At 71.6% G+C, this 20351-nt stretch carries 18 protein-coding genes; 7 read left to right on the top strand and 11 right to left on the bottom strand.

Annotated elements, in window-relative coordinates; genetic code table 11:
- Positions 1 to 55: 55 nt before the first annotated feature.
- Positions 56 to 1258, bottom strand: coding sequence for an ROK family protein (locus FLX08_RS28305; protein WP_142623145.1), 1203 nt, complete (start codon positions 1256 to 1258; stop codon positions 56 to 58).
- 155 nt (positions 1259 to 1413) lie between these two features.
- On the opposite strand from FLX08_RS28305, the gene FLX08_RS28300 reads away from it, so the two are divergent.
- Together FLX08_RS28300 and FLX08_RS28295 are read left to right on the top strand one after the other, a co-directional pair.
- The gene (locus FLX08_RS28300) at positions 1414 to 2157 is read left to right on the top strand and encodes a beta-phosphoglucomutase family hydrolase (RefSeq protein WP_142623143.1); all 744 of its coding nucleotides are present in this window, start codon (positions 1414 to 1416) and stop codon (positions 2155 to 2157) included.
- Entirely contained in the window at positions 2154 to 4559 is a 2406-nt protein-coding gene (locus FLX08_RS28295) for a glycoside hydrolase family 65 protein (RefSeq protein ID WP_142623141.1), read from the top strand. The genes FLX08_RS28300 and FLX08_RS28295 overlap by 4 nt, the downstream gene beginning before the upstream one ends.
- Before the next feature lie 27 nt (positions 4560 to 4586).
- Here the strand turns inward: FLX08_RS28295 and FLX08_RS28290 are convergent, their stop codons facing one another.
- On the bottom strand, positions 4587 to 5495 hold the full coding sequence (locus tag FLX08_RS28290; protein ID WP_142623139.1) for an SDR family oxidoreductase: 909 nt from the start codon (positions 5493 to 5495) through the stop codon (positions 4587 to 4589).
- Between the two features lie 99 nt (positions 5496 to 5594).
- Complete coding sequence (locus FLX08_RS28285; protein WP_208761709.1) at positions 5595 to 6068, bottom strand: MarR family winged helix-turn-helix transcriptional regulator; 474 nt, start codon at positions 6066 to 6068, stop codon at positions 5595 to 5597.
- A 297-nt stretch (positions 6069 to 6365) separates the two neighbouring features.
- On the opposite strand from FLX08_RS28285, the gene FLX08_RS28280 reads away from it, so the two are divergent.
- The gene (locus FLX08_RS28280; protein WP_142623137.1) at positions 6366 to 8813 is read left to right on the top strand and encodes an HNH endonuclease signature motif containing protein; all 2448 of its coding nucleotides are present in this window, start codon (positions 6366 to 6368) and stop codon (positions 8811 to 8813) included.
- A 337-nt stretch (positions 8814 to 9150) separates the two neighbouring features.
- A complete protein-coding gene (locus tag FLX08_RS28275) occupies positions 9151 to 10767 on the top strand; it encodes an FAD-dependent oxidoreductase (protein WP_142623135.1) in 1617 nt (538 codons plus the stop codon).
- Positions 10768 to 10779: 12 nt separating this feature from the next.
- On the opposite strand, the gene FLX08_RS28270 is transcribed toward FLX08_RS28275, so the two are convergent.
- The 3 genes from FLX08_RS28270 to FLX08_RS28260 all read right to left on the bottom strand — a co-directional run bounded on the left by FLX08_RS28270 (position 10780) and on the right by FLX08_RS28260 (position 13800).
- Positions 10780 to 11844: an MBL fold metallo-hydrolase gene (locus FLX08_RS28270; protein ID WP_142623133.1), complete on the bottom strand. Its 1065-nt coding sequence runs from the start codon at positions 11842 to 11844 to the stop codon at positions 10780 to 10782.
- A 62-nt stretch (positions 11845 to 11906) separates the two neighbouring features.
- On the bottom strand, positions 11907 to 13226 hold the full coding sequence (locus FLX08_RS28265; RefSeq protein WP_142623131.1) for an MFS transporter: 1320 nt from the start codon (positions 13224 to 13226) through the stop codon (positions 11907 to 11909).
- Positions 13219 to 13800 (bottom strand): winged helix-turn-helix domain-containing protein, encoded by a 582-nt coding sequence (locus tag FLX08_RS28260; RefSeq protein ID WP_142623129.1) that lies wholly within the window; start codon positions 13798 to 13800, stop codon positions 13219 to 13221. The genes FLX08_RS28265 and FLX08_RS28260 overlap by 8 nt, the downstream gene beginning before the upstream one ends.
- A 194-nt stretch (positions 13801 to 13994) precedes the next feature.
- Between FLX08_RS28260 and FLX08_RS28255 the strand changes: the two genes are divergently transcribed.
- On the top strand, positions 13995 to 16535 hold the full coding sequence (locus FLX08_RS28255; protein WP_244312947.1) for a glycoside hydrolase family 9 protein: 2541 nt from the start codon (positions 13995 to 13997) through the stop codon (positions 16533 to 16535).
- A 136-nt stretch (positions 16536 to 16671) separates the two neighbouring features.
- Here FLX08_RS28255 and FLX08_RS28250 read toward each other — a convergent pair whose 3' ends face one another.
- The 3 genes from FLX08_RS28250 to FLX08_RS28240 all read right to left on the bottom strand — a co-directional run bounded on the left by FLX08_RS28250 (position 16672) and on the right by FLX08_RS28240 (position 18418).
- Positions 16672 to 17007: a DUF2283 domain-containing protein gene (locus FLX08_RS28250; RefSeq protein WP_142623125.1), complete on the bottom strand. Its 336-nt coding sequence runs from the start codon at positions 17005 to 17007 to the stop codon at positions 16672 to 16674.
- 99 nt (positions 17008 to 17106) lie between these two features.
- Positions 17107 to 18078 carry a hypothetical protein gene (locus FLX08_RS28245; RefSeq protein WP_142623123.1) on the bottom strand — a complete coding sequence of 324 codons (972 nt, stop codon included), beginning with the start codon at positions 18076 to 18078 and terminating at the stop codon, positions 17107 to 17109.
- Between the two features lie 13 nt (positions 18079 to 18091).
- Positions 18092 to 18418 carry a hypothetical protein gene (locus FLX08_RS28240; protein WP_142623121.1) on the bottom strand — a complete coding sequence of 109 codons (327 nt, stop codon included), beginning with the start codon at positions 18416 to 18418 and terminating at the stop codon, positions 18092 to 18094.
- Between the two features lie 81 nt (positions 18419 to 18499).
- Here FLX08_RS28240 and FLX08_RS28235 point away from each other — a divergent pair, with 81 nt between their 5' ends.
- The gene (locus FLX08_RS28235; RefSeq protein ID WP_142623118.1) at positions 18500 to 18889 is read left to right on the top strand and encodes a YbaB/EbfC family nucleoid-associated protein; all 390 of its coding nucleotides are present in this window, start codon (positions 18500 to 18502) and stop codon (positions 18887 to 18889) included.
- A 63-nt stretch (positions 18890 to 18952) separates the two neighbouring features.
- Positions 18953 to 19318 (top strand): YbaB/EbfC family nucleoid-associated protein, encoded by a 366-nt coding sequence (locus tag FLX08_RS28230; RefSeq protein WP_142623116.1) that lies wholly within the window; start codon positions 18953 to 18955, stop codon positions 19316 to 19318.
- Between the two features lie 53 nt (positions 19319 to 19371).
- Here the strand turns inward: FLX08_RS28230 and FLX08_RS28225 are convergent, their stop codons facing one another.
- Both FLX08_RS28225 and FLX08_RS41565 read right to left on the bottom strand, forming a co-directional pair.
- Positions 19372 to 20082, bottom strand: a complete 711-nt coding sequence (locus tag FLX08_RS28225) for a type 1 glutamine amidotransferase (RefSeq protein ID WP_142623114.1) — start codon at positions 20080 to 20082, stop codon at positions 19372 to 19374.
- Between the two features lie 60 nt (positions 20083 to 20142).
- Entirely contained in the window at positions 20143 to 20328 is a 186-nt protein-coding gene (locus FLX08_RS41565; RefSeq protein WP_208761708.1) for a hypothetical protein, read from the bottom strand.
- Positions 20329 to 20351 lie beyond the last annotated feature (23 nt).

Below are 20351 nucleotides of genomic sequence, written 5' to 3'. Positions count from 1 at the left end.
CCCCCTCATCTGGAGCAGGGGATGTTCGTCGCCCATGGGGATCTCCCAACGATGATCAGTTGCCGGAATAGACGTGGTCGGAGTAGACGTGATCGCTGATGAGGCGGGTGGCGCCGATGACACCCGCGGTGTCGCCGAGCTCGGACAGCACGATCGGCAGGTTTCCGGTGGCGAGCGGCAGCGACCTGCGATAGACGACGCTCCTGATCTCCGCGAGCAGCACGTGGCCGAGCTTGGCCACACCCCCCGCGATGATCACGAGACCGGGGTTGAAGAAACTGACGAGGCTCGCCAGCACCTGGCCCACGCGGCGCCCGCCGTCGCGGATCAGCCCGATCGCGCCCGCGTCGCCCTGCGCCGCCGCGGCGGCGACGTCCTCGGCCGTCAGCGCGCCCGCGACCGCGAGCCGTTCGGCCAGGTAGGGCGAGCCGCCCGAGCGGGCCACCACGACGGCCTCGCGCGCCAGCGCGGCGCCGCCGAAGTACGCCTCAAGGCATCCGGAGTTGCCGCAGGAGCAGACCGGACCGAGGTCGTCCACCCGGATGTGGCCGATGTCGCCGGCGCTGCCGGACACACCGCGGTAGATCTTCCCGTCCACCACGATGCCGCAGCCGATGCCGGTGCCGATCTTGACGAGCAGGAAGTCCTCGACGTGCCGCGCGAGACCGGCGTGCAGCTCTCCGAGGGCCATGATGTTGACGTCGTTGTCGACCACCGTGGGGCAGCCGAGTGCCTGCCCGACCGTCTCCCTGACCGGGTAGCGGTCCCAGCCCGGCATGATCGGCGGCACCACCGGAACGCCCTCGGCGAAGCTCACCGGGCCGGGGACGCCGATGCCGGCGCCGCTGAGATCGGTGAACAGCCCGTCCCTGCTCAGCTTGCCGAGCAGTTCGATGGCCCGGTCGAGCACGGCGGCGGGCCCCTCTTTGATGTCGCAGGCCTCGCTCAGGTGACCGAGCACGTTGAGCTCGCCGTCGGTGACCGCCACGTCGATCGAGGTGGCGCCGATGTCGATCCCGGCGAACCGGATGTCACGGGCAAGCCGTACGCGCCCCGAGCGCCTGCCCCCGCGTGAGGCGGCCAGTCCGTCGGGCTCGGCGAGCCCCAGCTCGATCAGCCGGTCCAGCTCCACGTTGAGCTTCGACCGTGACAGGTCCACCACGTCGCCGAGTTCGGCGCGGGAGTGCCCGCCCTCTCTCAGCAACCGCAGGAGCGCGGCCTGATGGACGTTCTCCGGCCTGATGGTCGTCCTCTTCACGTACGCCTCCGCGTCCCGGTGATTGGCTGGAAACGTACCCCTTTTCCCCTGATCAGGGAAGACCTTTTATCGATCTGATGCAATCTTTCGCTGAAATCAACAAAAGTTAGGACCTTCTGACGGGGTAGGAGAGCAGGGGAACGGTTGGAGGGCGCATGCTGGGATTGCCTGACGAGGTGCGCGGCTGCCTGTTCGACATGGACGGGGTGCTCATGCGTACGGCCCTGATCCACGCCGAGGCGTGGAAGGAGATGTTCGACGAATACCTGCGCGATCGAGCGGCCGCCACCGGCACGCCGTTCGTGCCCTTCGACGCGACCGGCGACTACGAGCGGTACGTCGACGGCAGGAAGCGCCTGGACGGCACCCGGGAGTTCCTGCTGGCCAGGGGCATCGACCTGCCCGAGGGCAGGCCGGACGACCCGCCGGGCATGCCCACCGTCAGCGGCCTGAGCAACCGCAAGAACGAGCTGGTCCAGGCGATCCTCGACCGGCAGGGCGTGGAGGTCTTCGAGGGCTCCGTGCGCTACCTGCGCGCCGTCCGCGACGCGGGACTGCGCCGCGCGGTCGTCTCCAGCAGCGCCAACACGCGGCGGGTGCTCGCCGCGGCCGGGATCGACGACATGTTCGACGCGCGGATCGACGGCGAGGTGGCCAGGGAGCGCGGGCTCGCGGGCAAGCCCGCGCCCGACATGTTCCTCGCCGCCGCCGAGGCGCTCGGGCTCACGCCGGCCGAGTGCGCGGTGTTCGAGGACGCGCTGGCGGGGGTCGCCGCCGGGCGCGCGGGCGGCTTCGCCGTCGTGGTCGGCGTCGACCGCGGGCATCAGGCGCAGGCCCTTCGGGACAACGGGGCCGACATCGTGGTGTCGGACCTCTCCGAACTGCTGGACGAGAAATGATCATGCATCCTGCCTTCATCGTCGAGCCCTGGTCGGTGCGCGAGTGCCACCTGCACACCGACGTGCTCGCCCAGACCGAGTCGGTGTTCGCGCTGTCCAACGGGCACATCGGGCTGCGCGGCAACCTCGACGAGGGCGAGCCGTTCGGCCTGCCGGGCACCTACCTCAACTCCTTCTACGAGCTGCGCCCGCTGCCGTACGCCGAGGCGGGCTACGGCTACCCCGAGTCCGGGCAGACCGTCGTCAACGTCACCAACGGCAAGCTGATCCGGCTGCTCGTCGACGACGAGCCGTTCGACGTCCGCTATGGCACGCTGCACTCACACGAGCGGGTCCTCGACATGCGGGCGGGCACGCTCATCCGGAAGGCCTGCTGGAGCTCGCCGACCGGGGCACAGGTGCGCGTCACCTCGACCAGGCTCGTGTCGTTCACCCACCGGGCCGTGGCCGCGATCCGCTACGAGGTAGAGCCGGTGGACCAGCCGCTCAACGTGGTCGTCCAGTCGGAGCTGGTGGCCAACGAGACCGTGCCGCCGCCCACCGCCGACCCCCGCGCCGCCGCCGCGCTGGAGGCGCCGCTGGTGCTGGAGGAGAACGTCGCCGCGCGCAACCAGGTGTGCGTCATGGTCCACTCGACCAGGGCCAGCCGGCTGCGGGTCGCGGCGGGGATGCGGCACGAGATCGACGGCCCGGACGGCACCCGGGTCGAGTGCGACGGCGGAGGCAACGTCAGCCGGGTCACGATCGCCACCCGGCTCGCGCCGGGCGAACGGCTGCGGCTGGACAAGTTCTTCGCCTACGGCTGGTCGGCCAAGCGGTCCAGGCCCGCGATGCACGACCAGGTCGTGGCGGCGCTGGCCGCCGCCCGGCTCACCGGATGGGACGGCCTGTGCGCCGAGCAGCGCGCCTTTCTCGACGACTACTGGGCGGGCGCGGACGTCGAGGTCGAGGGCGACGCCGAGGTGCAGCAGGCCGTGCGCTTCGGGCTGTTCCACCTGCTCCAGGCGGGCGCGCGGCTGGAGCGGCGGCCCATCGCCGGCAAGGGACTGACCGGCTCGGGCTACGACGGCCACGCGTTCTGGGACACCGAGAGCTTCGTGCTGCCGGTGGCCACCTACACCTACCCCCGGGCCGCGGCCGACGCCCTGATGTGGCGCGCCTCGATCCTGCCCCTCGCCCAGGCACGGGCCGAGCAGCTCGGGCTGGGCGGGGGGGCCTTCCCCTGGCGGACGATCAACGGCGAGGAGTGCTCGGGCTACTGGCCCGCGGGCACGGCGGCCTTCCACGTCAACGCCGACATCGCCGCCGCGGTCACGCGGTATGTCGACGCGACCGAGGACACCGAATTCGAGCGGAACATCGGCCTGCCGCTGCTCGTCGCGACCGCCCGGCTGTGGTGCGCGCTCGGCCACCACGACGCCGACGGCCGCTACCGCATCGACGGCGTGACCGGCCCTGACGAGTACAGCGCCGTCGCGGACAACAACGTCTTCACCAACCTCATGGCCCAGCGGAACCTGCGGGCCGCCGCCGAGACGGCCGTACGCCACCTCGACCGGGCCGAGCTGCTCGGAGTCACGCTGGAGGAGGCGGCGATGTGGCGCGACTGCGCCGCCGCCATCTTCCTGCCGTACAACGAGCGGCTGGGGGTCCACGAGCAGAGCGAGGGGTTCACCGGGCACGCGGTGTGGGACTTCGCGAACACCGCGCCCGAGCAGTATCCGCTGCTGCTCCACTTCCCCTACTTCGACCTCTATCGCAAGCAGGTCGTCAAGCAGGCCGACCTCGTGCTGGCCATGCACCTGTGCGGCGAGGCGTTCACGCCCGAGCAGAAGGCGCACAACTTCGCCTACTACGAGGCGCTGACCGTGCGCGACTCCTCGCTGTCGGCCTGCACCCAGGCCGTGCTCGCCGCCGAGGTGGGGCAGCTCGACCTCGCGTACGCCTATCTGGGCGAGGCCGCGCTGATGGACCTGCGCGACCTTGAGCACAACACCCGCGACGGCGTCCACATGGCCTCGCTCGCCGGGGCGTGGATCGCGTTGGTGAACGGGTTCGGCGGCATGCGGGCGGGCGACGGCCGGCTCTGCTTCGCGCCCCGCCTGCCGCAGGGCATCACCCGGCTCACCTTCCGCGTCCGCTACAAGGGCCGCCTGGTGCGGGTCGACGTCGCCCCGGACGGCACGACGTACCGGCTCCTGCACGGCGCGCCCCTCACGGTGTCGCACCACGGCGAGGAGCTCACGCTGGACGCGCAGCCGCAGGCCCGGCGCAATGCGCCGCCGCCCTTCCCCGACCTGCTGGTGAGGCAGCCGCCGGGCCGCGAGCCCGCGCCCCGGCGGCCCGGAGACCTGTCCCGCGGTCTCGTCGTCCCGGCCGAGCAGCCGGCCGAGGAGGTCTGACGGCCGGCCGGGCGCGACGAGGGAAGGTCAGAGCATCGCCTGCAGGGAGGCGCCGGCCTGCTCGCCCAGCTTCGTCGGGAGATAGGGCTGCTCGGCCATGACGGCCTCCCAGTTGTCGCGGATCGCCTCGACGGTGAGGTCGTCGGTCCGCCAGCCCGGCCCCTCGGCCACGAACACCCGGGCGATCCGCCCGGCGCCGACCGAGAACACCTCGCCGGTGGTCGCGCAGCTCTCGTGGGCCAGGTAGGCCACCAGCGGGCTGACTCGATCGGGGGTGAACCTGCTCTCGAACTCCGCGGGCAGCAGCGTCTCGGTCATCCGCGTCCACGCGACGGGGGCGATCGCGTTGGCCGTGATGTTCGCCCGCGCGCCCTCGATGCCGAGGGTCTTGGTGAGGCCCACCAGGCCCATCTTGGCCGTCGAATAGTTGGCCTGGCCGAAGTTGCCGAACAGCCCGGCGGGCGAGGAGGTGTTCACGATCCGTCCGTACGCCTGCTCCTTCATGTGCGGGAACGCCGCGCGGCTGACCAGGAACGAGCCGCGCACGTGCACGGCGATCACGGCGTCGAACTCCTCGACCGCCATCTTCCCGAACGACCGGTCGCGCAGGATGCCGGCGTTGTTGACGACGACGTCGACGCGGCCGAACGCGTCGAGCGCCGTCCGCACGATCGCGTCCGCGCCCTCCGGGGTGGCGACGTTGTCGGTGCTGGCCACCGCCTCCCCGCCGTTCTTCACGATGAGTTCGGCGACCTCCGCCGCGGGTCCCGAGGACGCGCCGGTGCCGTCGAGCGCGCCGCCGAGGTCGTTGACGACGACCTTCGCCCCGCGACTGCCGAGCAGCAACGCGTGCGACCGGCCGAGCCCGTGCCCGGCCCCGGTGACGATCGCGACCCTTCCGTCGAACCTCAGCTCGGACCCCTCAGCAGCCGACATGGCGCCACCCTTCGATAAAGAGAACAAGGTTCTGGTAGCACTTTAACCTCCGGCGGCGGTGGCGGCCCGTGCCACAAGGGGACGGAGATCGGCGGCTCGTCAGTCGCCCTCGATGGCCTTCGCGGCGGACATGTCGTCGACGTAGCGGCGCATGAGGCGTTCGAGCTCCATGAGGTCCCGGTCGCTCCACTGCGCGAGAACGGGACCGGCCAGGCGTTGACGGGCGGCGTCGAGAGCGTCGGTGACGCGGCGGCCCTCGGCGGTGATGATGGCCTCCTTCACCCGCGCGTCGGCGGGGCTGGGGCGTCGTTCGACGAGTCCGAGAGAGGCGAGTTTCGCGACCTGGCGGCTGATCGTGGTGTAGTCGCGCCCGGCTCGCTCCGCCAGCTCGCCCACACCGATCGGCCCGAATCGCTCGATGCCCACGAGCAGGGGGAACAGGGCGCGGTCGAGCGAGACGCCGGCTTCGGCCAGCAGCTCGTCGTCACGGCTGGGCAGGTTCATGAGCACGATCAGATCGATGATGGCCCCGTGGAGACGGCGCAACGTGGTCTGGCGTCGCCGAGTGGTCAAGGCGGCCGCACCGTCCTTCCTCGCTGTCGAGCCTGCCCGGATATCGGGCCCTCCTGAGTATCCGCCCTTCTCGCGGCGCTCGCCGATCGGATGCTCGCGGTCCGGATGCTCGCGTTCCGGATGCGGGGCAATTCTAGGCAGCCCCTTCGCCGCCTTCTGGCCAACCCCGTCGGCGTCCGACACCCCCCTTTTTCTCGGGTGATCTGAGGCTCCAACCATTCGCTCCGGACGGTTGCCATTCGCTCACGGAGCGTGAGAGAATACATACATCAGTTCGAATCAAGCGAGGAGGGTGTGATGGATATGTTCGACATCGATCCTGAGCGCCTTCGTCGTTCGAACGATGGCGACGGCGAGTGGTGGGACCGTCTGATCGCCAATTCCCCGCTGTGGTCGTCCGACGGCTCATCCGCCCACGAGCCCTTCCCGATCATCGGCCTTGATGCCCGGCAGCACGCCGGCGCGCCCGGCGCCGCAAGCACGAACGCCCCGGGGACGGACGTCCCAGGCACGCATACCGACGGCGCGAATGCCACGCGTTGGGCTGCCGCTGGCACGGACAGCGCTGGCGCGGATGCCGCCCGGCGGGCTGCCGACGGCGCGGAATCTGACGCGGGTGCCGCCCGTGGGAATGCTGATGGTGCGGCTGCTGCTGGCGCGGATGGCGCTGGTGCGGGTGGCTCTGGCGCGGACGGCCCGGGTGCCGCCCGTGGGGGTGCTTCCGATGTGGGTGGCCGTGGTCGCGGCCGTGCGCGGTCGTCGTGGGTGGTGGTGGGGTCGGTTCGTGAGGTGGCCCAAGAGCTGGCGCTGGCGCCGCTTCCCGATGACGTGGACGTCTGCCTTGCTGAGGCGGAGGAGTTGCTGTTCGCCCGCGACCGGATCACCTGCGCCCTCGCCGACCGCGTCGGCCGGGTCCATCGTGCAGGTCAGGCCAAGCAGCATGGGCATGCCTCCACCCGCTGTTGGTTGCGCACCGCCGCGGGGATGACGGTAGGTGGTGCGGGCCGCCTGCTCATGCTGGGCGCGGAGCTGCCGCGCCTCCCTCAGGTGCGGGAGAAGTTCGCCGCGGGTGAGTTGGCGGCGGGGGTGGTGGAGGCCATCTGCGCCGCCATCGCCGGGCTGACCGACGAGAACGCCGCACTGGCCGAGCCGATCCTGGTGGAGCTGGCCGGCAAAGCAGGCGCGGCCGAAGTGGCCAAAGCCGGCCGTCACTTGCGGGCGGTGCTCGACCCCGACGGAGAAGAACGCGATGAGCAGGCCGACTACGGGCGGCGCTTCCTGCGGGTCCGCCCGGGCAAGGGCGGCGGCGTGGAAGGAGAGTTCTACATTCCCCGTGAACCCGGCGCCCGCCTGATGACCCTGTTGCAGGAGTACGCCAAGAAGAAGGCCGACGGCGATGACCGCACGCTGACGGAGCGCCAAGCGGACGCCCTCATCGCCGCACTCGAGCAGCAGATCGTCACCGAACTCCTCGTCGTGGTCAGCGCCGAATCCCTCCCCACCGACCCCGAAAACACCGACCCCGAAAACACCGACCCCGAAAACACCGACCCGGCCACCGACGACCCCGCCGACCCGGCCACCGACGACCCCGCCGACCCCGCCGCCGACGACACCGGCGCCCCTGCTCCCTACGAGGCCGAGACAGACGACGGTCCGGAGAGCGCCGACGACACCCGCGCTACTGCAGCGACCGGCCTCGGTGATGTGCGCGAGGCCAAGGCCGCCGCCGCCGCCGCCGCCACCGCCCCTGCCACCGACTCCGCCTATGCCCCTGGCCCCGGCGACACCGCAGCCGGACTTCCCGACGAGGACATTCGCGGCTGCGGGGTCGGTGAGCGCGGAGCCGGTGAGCGGCGGCCCGGCGAGTACGAGCCGCGCGACACAGCCAACGCCGCCTCCACCGAGGGCGACCATGCTGCGAACACAATCCCCGCCGAGGGCGACGACACCGCGAGCACCAGCTCTGCCAACTGCGACGAGAACGCGGCCTTCAAGGACGGAGACGGCGACAGTGCCGCTGCTCAGACTGGAGCACCGCACGCCACGCGGGGCGCGCCAGCATGGCCTGCCGATGGTGTCGGGCATTCGCACACAGCACCTTCGGACGCGACAGCTTCAGGCGCGACAGCTTCGGGCGCGCCGCCATCGCACACAGAACCTCCACACGCAGCACATTTGGAGGCGGCACAGCCGGATCCTCCTCCTGAGGACGCCTCCACACGTCACACCCACGCCGGGCCCCAGCCTGCGGGGGACTGCCGGCATGGCCAGGGCATACCGGGAGCGCTCGGGACGGCGCTGGGTGGGTCGCTCGGGGCGTCGTTGGGAATGGTGCCGGGGTTGTTGCTGGCGACCGGGCAGGTACTGCCCCTCTCCAGCGTGCACCGCCTCGCCCGCACCTCAACCCTGGTCCGGATCGTGATGAACGCCGAGGGGCAGGTCCTCGACATGGGCCGCAAGGTCCGCCTGGCCACCCCCGCCCAACGGCGGGCCATCTACGCCCGCTACGCCACCTGCTGGATCGACGGCTGCCCACTCCCGGCCACCATGTGCCAGATCGACCACGCCGACAACTGGAGCACCGGCGGGCTGACCGACCTGAAGCTGCTGGGTCCGGCCTGCCAGTTCCACAACCGCGACCGCTACCAGCACCCCGAGCGCTACACCCGCCACAAAGCCGGCACCGACCGCTGGGCCTTCACCTACCACCGCCTCGGAAGAGCCCGGCGACTGCACGAGTGAGGGAGGGGCGACGCGAGGCAGGCACGAGGCGAGGTTGACGGCTCTGGTCGCCGCCTCACGGCGCCGGGGCCGCCGTTCCGGCGCGCGGACATCACCGCCCTGGGCCGCCTCGACACCAGTCTCACGGGGACTGCCCGAGGGCAGGCATCTTCCGGCATCCAGTGCAGCATGCATGCATCTTACACGGAGATGTTCGCTCCAATATGCACTGTTCGCAGCCGTCATTGTTGACTTGCGATTGACGTGTGATCTCAGACATGCCTACGATGCGTGCGTTTTACACATAATTTTCGTGGACGGCCGAGCCGTCCCGAGGCATGCGGAAGAGGAGCAGAACATGACCGACACCGACGTCGAGGTGATCATCAGCGGAGCCGGGGCGGCCGGGGAGACCCTCGCGATCGACCTGGCCCGCCGGGGCGTGAGCTTCCTGCTGATCGACAAGGCCGCCCGCCCGTTCGCGGGGTCACGCGGCAAGGGCATCCAGCCGCGCACGCAGGAGGTCTTCGAGGACCTCGGCGTGATCGACAAGATCATCGCCTCAGGTGGCGAATATCCGCCCCAGCGCCTCTACACCGCCGACGGCCCCATCGACAGGGCGATGACCGACATGACCGGCCCGACCCCGTACGAGCCCTACCGCAGGGCGCTGCTGGTCCCGCAGTTCCTCACCGAGCGCAAGCTGCGCGAGCGGCTGGCCGAGCTCGGCCACGCCCCGCACTACGACCACGAGCTGGTCGGCTTCGACCAGGACGACGACGGCGTCACCGCCCGCATTCTCACCCCTGGCGGTGTGCGCACCGTGCGCGCCCGCTATCTGGTGGGCGCCGACGGCGGGTCGAGCTTCGTACGCAAGGCCCTGGGCGTGGCCTTCGACGGCGCCACCCTCGGGGTGCGCGCCCTAGTGGCCGATGTGGTCGTCGAAGGGCTCTCGTTCGACGCGTGGCACCGCTGGGGGCGGGGAGCAGACGACCAGCTCATGCTGTGCCCGCTCTACGGCACCGAGATGTTCCAGCTCCAGGCGCCGGTCCCCTTCGACGTGGACGTCGACCTGTCCGCGCACGGCCTGTCCGAGCTGGTGCGCGAGCGCACCGGCCGCGACGACGTGCTGGTCCGCTCGGTCTCGTGGGCCTCGGCATACGAGATGAACGCCCGCCTGGCCGGGACCTACCAGGCCGGGCGGGTGTTCCTGACCGGGGACGCGGCGCACGTCCACCCGCCGACCGGCGGGCAGGGGCTCAACACCAGCGTGCAGGACGCCTACAACCTCGGCTGGAAGCTCGCCGCCGTGCTCGACGGCGCCCCCGAGCGGCTGCTGGCGTCGTACGAGAAGGAGCGCCGCCCGGTCGCGGAGGCGGTGCTCGGCCTGTCGACGCGGCTGCTGGACGCGGCCAAGCAGGGCGACATCAACCGCAAGCGGGACGTCTCCCAGCTCGACCTCGGCTACCCCGACTCGCCGCTCACTCTCTCCGACCCCCTGCGAAGCGCGGGCGTGCTCGCCGGCGGCCGCGCCCCCGACGCGCCCGTCACCGGTGCCGGCGGCCTGCCCACCCGCCTGTTCTCCCTGTTCCGGGGCACCCACTGGACCCTGATCGGCTACGACGTGCCCGCCGGCGACGCCCCCGGCGCGTGGCGCGGCGTGCACGTGCACACCATCGGTGAACGCGGCGACATCGTGGACACGGGCCACCACGTGCGCGACGGCTACGGACTCGCCTCCGGACAGTGGGTCCTGGTGCGTCCCGACGGCTACGTCGCCGCCGTGACCGCCGACCTGGACGTCGTCGACGCCTACCTCGAAACCCACCTGCTCGAAACCCACCTGCTCGAAACCCACCTGAACGTCACCGCGGCCGCGCGGCAGCGGCAGGACATGGTCTCCGCCGGAAACTCGGCCGGAAACTCCGCCGGAAACTCCGCCGGGAACTCCGCCGCGAACACAGCGTCGCGATGAGCGGCGGCCGGGTCAGGCGGACGGCGCGTACCAGAGGTCGGGCTCGCCCGGCACGCGGGTGACCATGTCCCGCCGCTCCAGCCACACCAGGTGGGCGAGGGTCTCGTTGTTGGCCGCCCGCCGCATGTGCGCGGGGATCTCCTCCCAGCTCCGCGACCAGGTGAGCCGGGTGGCGATGTCCCAGCAGGTGGAGCCGTCGCCGTCCGCCACGACCCGCCGCACCTCCGCCAGCCGCTCCTCGTGGTGCCCGATCACGTAGTCCACCCGCTTGGCCAGCTCCAGGAAGCGGTATTCGTGGGCGGGCAGCACCTCCTCGACGTCGAGCTTGCCCACCGCCCGCAGCGCGTCGAGATAGTCGGCGAGCGGGTTGGCCGCCGACTGGGGGTGCACGGCGACCATCGACGTGATCCGGGCGAGCACGTGGTCGCCGGAGAACAGCAGCCTGCGCTCCGGCTCCAGGAAGCACAGATGACCGGGCGAGTGGCCGGGGGTCCACATCGCCCGCAGGTCCCAGCCGGGCAGGTCGAGCCGGTCGCCGTCCTCGATGAGCCGGTCGGGCGTCGCCATCGTGACGAACTGCCGCAGCATGACCGACGCCCCGGCGAGCTCCTGCGCCGTCATGTCCGGCACCCCACACCTGACCAGCAGGGACCGCTCCCGCTGCACGAGCGACTCGATCGCCGATTCGTCGTAGCGGTCGTGCACGAGGCGGGCGTCGGCCGGGTGGAGCCCGATCCAGGCGCCGGAGGCCTCACGGATCCGCCCGGCCAGGCCGTAGTGGTCCGGATGGATGTGCGTGACCAGCACGGCCTTCACGTCGGTGATCTCGTATCCGGCCGTGGCGAGCCCCGCGACGAGCGCCTCGTACGCCTCCTCGGTGTTCCATCCGGCGTCGATGATCACGACCCCGTCCGGAATCTCCAGGGCGTAGACCAGGACGTAGCGCAGCGGGTTGATCGGGATCGGGACGGGAATCGACCACAGCCCCGGCCGCACCCGCTCGACCTCGGGCAGGCTCCCGCCCACCCACGCCGCGCGCTGCGCCTCGTTCGCCGCGGTCACGATCACCTTGCTCATTCGGCTCCCCGCCCCTTTCGCCGCCCTTCCCGCTTGATTGTGCCGCCTTACCGAATTTGGTTCTACTGGGGGTGCCTCGGAGCGGGACCGACGGGGAGGCGTACGTACAGGAGCGCGGAGGCGAGGACGACCACGGCGGTGAGCGCCCAGACGGGGCCGACGCCCGCGACCCCTGACAGCGGCACCAGGCAGAGCGAGGAGAGCGTGCCGCCGAACTGGAGCTGCAGGGAGTCCACGGACATCACGGTGGCCCGGCGATCCGCGGCGACACGCTGGTGCAGCAGTTCCGACCTGAGCAGGGAGGCGACCGCGAGCGCGGTGAACAGCAGCACGTAGATCGCCGCGGTCGCGACGATCCCCGCCGCACCTCGCAGGGCCGTCGAGGCGGCCAGCGCGGCGACCGCCGCAGCGGTGACGACCGTGGCCGAGGCGGCGGCGCGGACCGAGCCGCGAAGGAGCCGGGCGACCGGCGGTGCGAGAGAACTGCCGAGCGCGTTGGCGGCGAAGCCGGCGAAAGTCACGAAGGCGTAGGCCGCGCCGCCAGTCTCGGCTTCCCCTGTCAGGGCGCCGAGGCGGCCGGGGGTCAGCATCTCGATGCCGTTCAGCATCACGCCGGCCCCGGCGGCCAGCAGCAGCAGCCGTCCGAGGACGCGGTCGGCGAGACCGAGCCGGATCCCGGCGACGATGGTGACCGGCACGTCGCGGACCACCTCCGCCAGCCGCGCGGCCGCCCGGCCGGGCCCCCTCCGCGCGCGGACCGGCTCGCGCATGAGCACGAGCACGGCCACGAGGAGGACGAGCGCGGCCCCCGCGCCCGCCCAGACCGGCGCGGCCAGCGGGTCCCGGCGTACGGCGAGCGGAAGCAGGCCGCCGGCGAGCGTGCCGACGGCGAGGGCGGCCGCCCCCGCGACGTTGCCGGCCGCGAGCCCGGGCTTCAGGTCGGCGGCCGGGCCATACCGGGCGTGCAGGCTGTCGACGTACCACGCCTGTGCGGGCCCGCTGGACAGCGCACGCGCGACGCCCTTGAGGACGGACGCCACCAGGAACGGCCACACCGAGTGCGCCAGGGCCATCATGACCAGCCCGGCCACGCTGACGACGGCCGACGCGGCGAGCACCGGGCGTCTTCCGAGGACGTCGGCGAGCCCGCCCGTCGGCAGTTCGAGCACGACGATCGTGACCGAGTAGGCCGCGCCGACCATACCGACCTCGGCGATGTCCAGCCCCCTGGCGGACATCAGCAGCACCATCGGCGCCAGCATCAGGCCTGTCGGCAGCCAGGTGAGGAACTCGATCGCGGCGTAACGGCCGTACTCGCGCATGCCCGGCCTCGGGGTCCCGGCGAGCGATCCCCCGGGCTCGTCTGCGACCGGCTCATCCATGACCGGCCGCCGGGTCCCGGCGCGGATGGGCCGCCAGCACGACCGCGACCGGACGCGCGTCCGGGTCGTCCCGATCCCGCTCGGCGGCCTCCAGGAGCATGGCCGAGACCCTCTCGTAGAGGGACGCCACCGTCGCCGGCGACAGCCGTACCACCACGTCGGACATCCCCGCGGCCTCGACCCACGCCTCGCTCCACAGGTCGCACTCGCGCTCGAAGCTCTCCACGTCGGCCGTGAGCTTTTCGAGCTGACGCCGCCGCAGGAACGCCGCGGCCTCCCGGCCCTCGGCGGTCGCGGCCATCTCCACGTCGCTCCAGGAGGTGAAGCGGTGGATGGCCCGCCACCGGCGCTCACGCCGGTCGCGCCGGTCGGGATCGGCCTCCACGAAGCCATACCTGGCGAGCTGGCGCAGGTGATAGCTGGTGGCGCCGGAGCTCTCGCCGAGGCGCCCCGCCAGCTCGGTCGCGGTCGCCGGGCCGTTCGTGCGCAGCTCGCCCAGCAGCCGCACCCGCAGCGGGTGGGCGACCGCCTTCAGAGTGCGGGGATCGTCGACGTGGAAGACCTCGTGATCCATACGGCCGACGCTAACATTGCAAAGATAGTTTTGCAAAAGTACCTTTGCGGAAATGTAAGTTTCAGTCGCGTCCCCTCGCAATGGCCGGTCAGGCGCGTCTCGCCACCCGGATCGTTGACGCCCGAGGAAAGCCGAAGGAAGCATGCGAGTCGCTTCCGACTTTGGGAGCGCTCCCACTCTCCCCGAGGACCACAGTGCTCAGACGAATCGGCATTCTCGCCGTGGCGGCGCTGGCCACGGCCTGCCTGACAGGCGCACCCCCCGCCACGGCGGAGGAGGGCCCGGAACAGATCCCCAACGGCACGTTCGACACCACCGCCGACCCTTGGTGGCACACCGCGAACCTCGACTTCGAGCTGACCGACGGCCGGCTCTGCTCCGACATCCCCGCAGGCACGACCAACCCCTGGGACGCCATCATCGGCGTCAACGACATCCCGCTGGTGAAGGACGAGACCTACGCGTTCAGCTTCTTCGCCACCGCGAACCCCGGGAAGGTCGCCAGGGCGTACGTCCAGCTTCCGACCGACCCCTACACGCAGTATGTGTCGGCCGCCCCCGAGCTGAGCGTCTCGGGCAACACCTACAGCTATACGTTCACCTCACCGGTCGACCTGCCCAACGCGCAGGTCGTCTTCCAGATCGGCGGCAGCGCGACGGCATGGCGGTTCTGCGTGGACAACGTCTCGCTCAAGGGCGGGGCGCCGCCGGACGTCTACACGCCCGACACCGGCCCCCGGGTCCGGGTGAACCAGGTCGCCTACCTGCCCAAGGGCCCCAAGAACGCCACCGTGGTCACCGACGCCACCGAGGCGCTGCCCTGGCAGCTCAAGAACTCCGCCGGGACCGTGGTCACGCACGGCACGACCACCCCCCGCGGCGTCGACGCCAGCTCGGGCCAGAACGTCCACTCGATCGACTTCAGTGCGTACACGAAGGCCGGGACCGGCTACACGCTGACCGCCGACGGCGAGACCAGCCGGCCGTTCGACATCAAGCCCGACGCGTACGCCGGCCTCAAGCTCGACGCGCTGAAGTTCTACTACACCCAGCGCAGCGGGATCGCGATCGACGACGCCCTGCGTCCCGGTTACGGCAGGCCCGCCGGCCACGCGGGCGTCGCCCCCAACCAGGGCGACACGAACGTCCCCTGCCAGCCGGGCGTCTGCGACTACTCCCTCGACGTGTCCGGCGGCTGGTATGACGCGGGCGACCACGGCAAGTACGTCGTCAACGGCGGCATCTCGGTCGCGCAGCTCATGAGCGAGTTCGAGCGGACCAAGAACGCCGCGACCGCAAAGCCGATCGGCAGCCTGAACATCCCCGAGAGCGGCGACGACGTCCCCGACGTGCTCGACGAGGCCCGCTGGGAGCAGGAGTTCCTGCTGAAGATGCAGCGGTCCGACGGCATGGTCCACCACAAGATCCACGACCAGAACTGGACCGGCCTGCCGCTGCTGCCGCACCTGGACGAGCAGAAGCGCGAGCTGCACCCGGTCTCCACGGCCGCCACGCTCAACCTCGCCGCGACGGCCGCCCAGGCGGCGCGGATCTTCGCGCCGTACGACGCCGAGTTCGCCGCGAAGAACCTCGCGGCGGCGAAGAAGGCGTGGACGGCGGCCAAGGCGAACCCGAACCTGCTGGCCTCCCCCTCCGACGGCGTCGGCGGCGGCACCTACGACGACGCGAACGTCAGCGACGAGTTCTACTGGGCGGCCGCCGAGCTCTACATCACCACGGGTGAGAAGGAGTACAAGGACTACGTCCTCGCCTCACCGCTCCACACGGCCGACATCTGGCGGACGGGCGCCATGGACTGGGGCAACGTCGCGGCGCTCGGCCGCCTCGACCTGGCGACCGTGCCCAACGCCCTGCCCGGCCGCGACGAGGTGCGCGCCTCCGTGGTGGCCGGCGCGGACAAGTACCTCGCCGCGCTGAAGGCCCACCCGTACGGCCTGCCGTACGACACGACGAACTACGACTGGGGATCGAACAGCATCGTCGTCAACAACCTGGTGGTCGTCGCCACGGCCTATGACCTCACCGGCGACGTGAAATACCGCGACGGCGTGCTGCAGGGCATCGACTACATCTTCGGCCGCAACGCGCTCAACCAGTCGTACGTGACCGGCTACGGCGAGGTGGCGTCGAAGAACCAGCACACCAGGTGGTACGCCCACTCGCTGGACACCTCGCTGCCGAACCCGCCGCGCGGCACGCTCGCGGGCGGCCCCAACTCCGCCATCCAGGACCCGGTGGCCCAGGCGAAGCTCAAGGGCTGCGTGGCGCAGTTCTGCTACATCGACGACATCGGCTCCTGGGCGACCAACGAGCTGACGATCAACTGGAACTCGCCTCTGTCGTGGATCTCGGCCTTCGTCGCCGACCAGGGCGACGGCACGGTCAAGGCGCCGAGCGGATGCACGGTCACCTACACCACGCACGGCTCGTGGCCGACGGGCTTCACCACCCAGATCACCCTCAAGAACACCGGCACGAAGGCGATCGAGGGCTGGTCGCTGAAGTGGTCGTTCCTGGGCGGCCAGAAGATCGACATCGGCTGGAACGCCAAGTTCTCCCAGAAGGCGGCCACCGTGACCGCCGCGAACGAGTCCTACAACAAGACCATCAAGCCGGGCCAGTCGATCGTCTTCGGCTTCAACGGCAAGGCCGCGCCGGGGGCCAACCCCACGCCCGACCTGTTCACGCTGAACGGCGCCGCCTGCTCCGCCTGACGGCCCGCCGCCTCTGAAGACCCCGGCCGCCGCCTCAGCAGAGGCGGCGGCCGGTTCCAGCACAGGCAGAACTCAGCACAGGCAGAACGCAGCGCAGACAGAACTCAGCGCAGACAGAACTCAGCGCAGGCACAACTCAGCGCAGGTGCGGCTCGTAGGGCGGCAGGCTGGAGCCGCCCTGCCCGCCCCCGTCCCCATCCCCGTCGTCCCCGTCGTCGTCCCTGTCGTCGTCTCCGTCGTCCCCTTCGCCGGCCTCGTCGTCAGCCAGGGCGAGGACCTCCGGTCGCAGGATGCGCGACGCGCCGAGCACCTCGATGCCCAGCAGCCGCCCCTCCCGGTCGAGGTCCAGCACGATCTCCCCGCGCAGGTCGTCGTCCTCGACCTCGATCTGGGTGACCGCCTCTCCCTCGCCGATCTCGTCGACCAGGTAGATGTAGGCGACGTTGTTCTCCCTGTCGTGCTCGATGCGCACGTCAGACTCCCTCCCCGCGCCCGGCGTGCAGTGGGCTGCCCGCCGTCACCGGCCCGTCCAACGCGGTGACCGGCCCGGACAGGGTTCGTGGACACCCCACTAGTTCCTTCTCTTCTTCTTGCGGATGACCGTGATCACGTTACCGGTCCTGTCGTTCACGACGACCTTCAGCTTGTCCGTCTCGTAGACGGAGGTGCCGGGATCGTGGCCACGGCTCCTTCGGCCGTTCGCCTTGACGTCGTCGATCATGTCGTCGCTGAATCCACGCTGGCTCTGGCGTTGCTCGCTGTGGGCGGTCCGGCCGTCACCCCCGGCACGGGCGCCACCCCCGCCACCGCTACGGCCTCCGCCCCCGCCGCGGCGCCCGTTGCCGCCGCTCCTGGCGTTCTTGTTGCTGCGCCCCATGAGCGCCAGGCCGTCCTGCGGGGACCGGCCGGTCGCCGCGCGGGGACCCACCGTCCCCCGGGCCGGGATGCGGTGACCCGCGCCGGCGAACGCGGGGACCGGCCCCCCTCCACCGGGGCGGCGCAGGCCTTCGAGGATCCGGCGGAACTGCTCGGTGACCCGGCGGTCGAGCGCGGGGGCCAGCACCCGTCCGGCACCCTCGGCTCCCTCCCGCTGGATCTTCCCGATGGCGGCGCGGGAGCGGAACATCTCCGCCGCGGCCAGGGCCGCGCCGAGCGGACCGCCCGCCAGGTACGCCCTGGCCACCCGTACGGTCGTGTAGACGGCGGTCGAGGCCACCGCGACCTTCACGCCGGTCGTCAGCCAGGCCGTGTTGTCGAGCACGGCCGGGGCCAGCCGCGCGGCGGCCGCCGCCCGGCTCAGATGCCCGCCCTCGCCGCCCGTCTCGCTCCAGTAGCCGGCCAGCGCGGTCGCCGACCTGCCGCGGTAGACGTCACCCGTCCCCGCGATCGTGGCGTTCGCCGCCGCCCCGGACCGGTCGGTGCCCGCGAGCACGGTCCGCCAGGCGTCGGCGTCCTTGCGGATCTCGTCCTCGTCGACGTTCGGCCAGGGCATGCCGAGCATGCTCAGCATCACGTCCACCTGCGGAGGAACCGTCACACCCATCGCCGGGCCCCCGTCACGCCCACTGCTCGCCGTACAGGTCACGGGACCGCGTCAGGCTCGCGCCCTCGGCCTCGCCGACGCGGGCGCTCACCCTGCCCAGCCCGTCGCCGGTGTCGGCCATCGTCGCGGACAGGCCGGTCAGCGCCTCCACCCCCAGAAGCGTGCACTCGGCGTACGGCCCGGTCAGCATGCCGAGCAGGCCGTCGTCCTGCCACGCCGCGCCCCCGAGCCCGCGTTCCCTGAGCCGGCGCAGCGCGGCATCGTAGTCCTCACCGTGCACCCGCATCCGGGAGGCGTCCTGCCTCATCCGATCGTGGATGATCTCCAGATTCGGCTCCATGCCGCAGACTCAACTCCCCCACTTCCCGTCTCGTACAAATCACAGTAAACACTGATCTACCTTTCGATAATCTTCTTTCTCATGACGACCCCCTCCCCGGACGGCGACGCCGAGCTGCTGGAGCGCGTGCTGCTGGAGGGCCGGGCGATGATGCGGCGGCTGCAGGACGCGCGGGCCCTGGTCCGCGACGTGACGGGACGGGCGGAAAGCCCCGACCGCACGATGAGAGCGGTGGCCGACGGCCGGGGCGACATCGTGGAGCTGCACTTCGACCCCCGCGTCCTGCGGCTCGACCGCGAGGCGCTCGGCCGGCAGGTGACGGCCGTGCTGCGCGCAGCCCAGCGGGATGCCGAGGCCAGGACCAGACAGATCATGGATGCCGCCCTCGCCGAGACCGCGGACGTCTCCGCGCGCTTGGACGACGGATTCGTCCGCGACCGCGTGGAGCGGATCGCCCGCGAGCTGCTGTGACCCTTCACAGACCCTTCACAGACCCTTCACGACCCGACGGGAGGCGCCGTGTACGGCTCTCGCATGAACCCGGCCGACATCCGCGAGGAGGATCTCGCCCGGGCCGAGGAGCAGGCGGAGCGCGTCCACGCCTGGGCCGAGCGGGCCCGGGGCGACCTCGAAGAGATCACCGGCACGGGCGAGGCGGCCTCCGGGCAGGTGACGGCCACCGTGTCGGCGGAGGGCACGGTGCTGGACGTGACGTTCGGGCCGCGCGCGATGCGCCTGGACAGCCGGACGCTGGCGGAGGAGGTCCGCGCCGCCGTCTCCCGGGCGCGGCTCGACGCCGCGCGCCGGACCCGGGAGCTGATCCGCGACGGCCTGCCCGGGTTCGACCCCGACGAGGCCGCCGCCCAGTTCGAACGGCTGCTCGACGTCCCCTGGGATTGATGCTCCGGAAGCACTCCGGCCGCCGTCCCACCAGGGGCGGCGGCCGGTTCCGTTCAACCCGGCTTGACCACGGCGGCGAAGCGGGAGGCCACCTCGCCCCAGGCGGCCCGCGCGAGCGGGTCGTCGGTCGCGGCGGCGGCGTACAGCTCGTCGATGTCCAGACCCCGCCTGCGCGTGTGCTCGGCGTCCCACAGCCGGATGCGCTCGGGCCCGACCTCGGGGTGGAACTGCACGCCCCAGGCGCGGTCGCCCAGCCGGAAGGCCTGGTAGGGGCAGCGTTCGGTCTCGGCGAGCCAGACCGCGCCCGGCGGCAGGGCCGTGACGGCGTCGATGTGGTTCTCGATCGCCGGGACGACCGCGGGCAGCCCACCGAAGACCACGTCGTCCGCCGCCTCGGCCCGCACCGTGATGGACGTGCTGCCGTGCTCGGGCGCCCCGGCGTCGCCCTGGACCTTCCCGCCGCCGACCGAGGCCAGCATCTGCCCGCCCAGGCAGATGCCGAAGTAGGGCACCGACCGGGCGAGGGCCTGCTCGACGAGGGCGCGGGTGGCCGGCAGCCAGGGCGCCGCGTCGTCGTCGTCCGGCAGGTAGCCGCCGCCGAGCACGAGCAGGCCGTCGTGCTCCAACCGCGCCGGCAGGGCGGATCCGTCGAAGGCGGTGATCACGTCGACGGCGACCCCGGCGGCCTCCAGCCATTCTCCGAACCGCCCGGGACCCCCCTTCGCCCCGTTCTGTACGGCGAGCACACGCGGCGTTTCCGGCATGAGCCCGGACTCTACCCCTCTTGCTCCCGGCCCCCAGGAGGCGGCCCGCGGCGGCCGGCCTCACAGGTCGCTGCCGCCTGTGGCGTCGACCGTGGTGCCGGTGACCCAGCGGGCGTCGCCGGAGGCGAGGAACGCGACCAGGAGACCCACGGCGGCGCTCGCGACGTTCTTCGCCGCCGTCATCCAGGGCATGTCCACCCAGGCCAGGGACGGCGCGACCCGGGCCGGCCTCGACGCGGTGGCCACGCTCGCCATGCGGGCGTGGCCGT

Source organism: Microbispora hainanensis (assembly GCF_006874475.1).
In the GTDB taxonomy this organism is placed as follows: domain Bacteria; phylum Actinomycetota; class Actinomycetes; order Streptosporangiales; family Streptosporangiaceae; genus Microbispora; species Microbispora hainanensis.
The sequence above is the reverse complement of the archived record's forward strand: the minus strand, read 5'-3'. Positions and strand labels throughout refer to the sequence as shown.

Coding starts and splice junctions, on each gene's coding strand:
- FLX08_RS28225 (WP_142623114.1), bottom strand. CDS start 20,082: ATGCCGGAAACGCCGCGTGTGCTCGCCGTACAGAACGGGGCGAAGGGG.
- FLX08_RS28245 (WP_142623123.1), bottom strand. CDS start 18,078: ATGGGTGTGACGGTTCCTCCGCAGGTGGACGTGATGCTGAGCATGCTC.
- FLX08_RS28265 (WP_142623131.1), bottom strand. CDS start 13,226: ATGGATGAGCCGGTCGCAGACGAGCCCGGGGGATCGCTCGCCGGGACC.
- FLX08_RS28280 (WP_142623137.1), top strand. CDS start 6,366: ATGGATATGTTCGACATCGATCCTGAGCGCCTTCGTCGTTCGAACGAT.
- FLX08_RS28300 (WP_142623143.1), top strand. CDS start 1,414: ATGCTGGGATTGCCTGACGAGGTGCGCGGCTGCCTGTTCGACATGGAC.
- FLX08_RS28270 (WP_142623133.1), bottom strand. CDS start 11,844: ATGAGCAAGGTGATCGTGACCGCGGCGAACGAGGCGCAGCGCGCGGCG.
- FLX08_RS28290 (WP_142623139.1), bottom strand. CDS start 5,495: ATGTCGGCTGCTGAGGGGTCCGAGCTGAGGTTCGACGGAAGGGTCGCG.
- FLX08_RS28235 (WP_142623118.1), top strand. CDS start 18,500: ATGACGACCCCCTCCCCGGACGGCGACGCCGAGCTGCTGGAGCGCGTG.
- FLX08_RS28230 (WP_142623116.1), top strand. CDS start 18,953: ATGAACCCGGCCGACATCCGCGAGGAGGATCTCGCCCGGGCCGAGGAG.
- FLX08_RS28260 (WP_142623129.1), bottom strand. CDS start 13,800: ATGGATCACGAGGTCTTCCACGTCGACGATCCCCGCACTCTGAAGGCG.
- FLX08_RS28275 (WP_142623135.1), top strand. CDS start 9,151: ATGACCGACACCGACGTCGAGGTGATCATCAGCGGAGCCGGGGCGGCC.
- FLX08_RS28240 (WP_142623121.1), bottom strand. CDS start 18,418: ATGGAGCCGAATCTGGAGATCATCCACGATCGGATGAGGCAGGACGCC.
- FLX08_RS28295 (WP_142623141.1), top strand. CDS start 2,154: ATGATCATGCATCCTGCCTTCATCGTCGAGCCCTGGTCGGTGCGCGAG.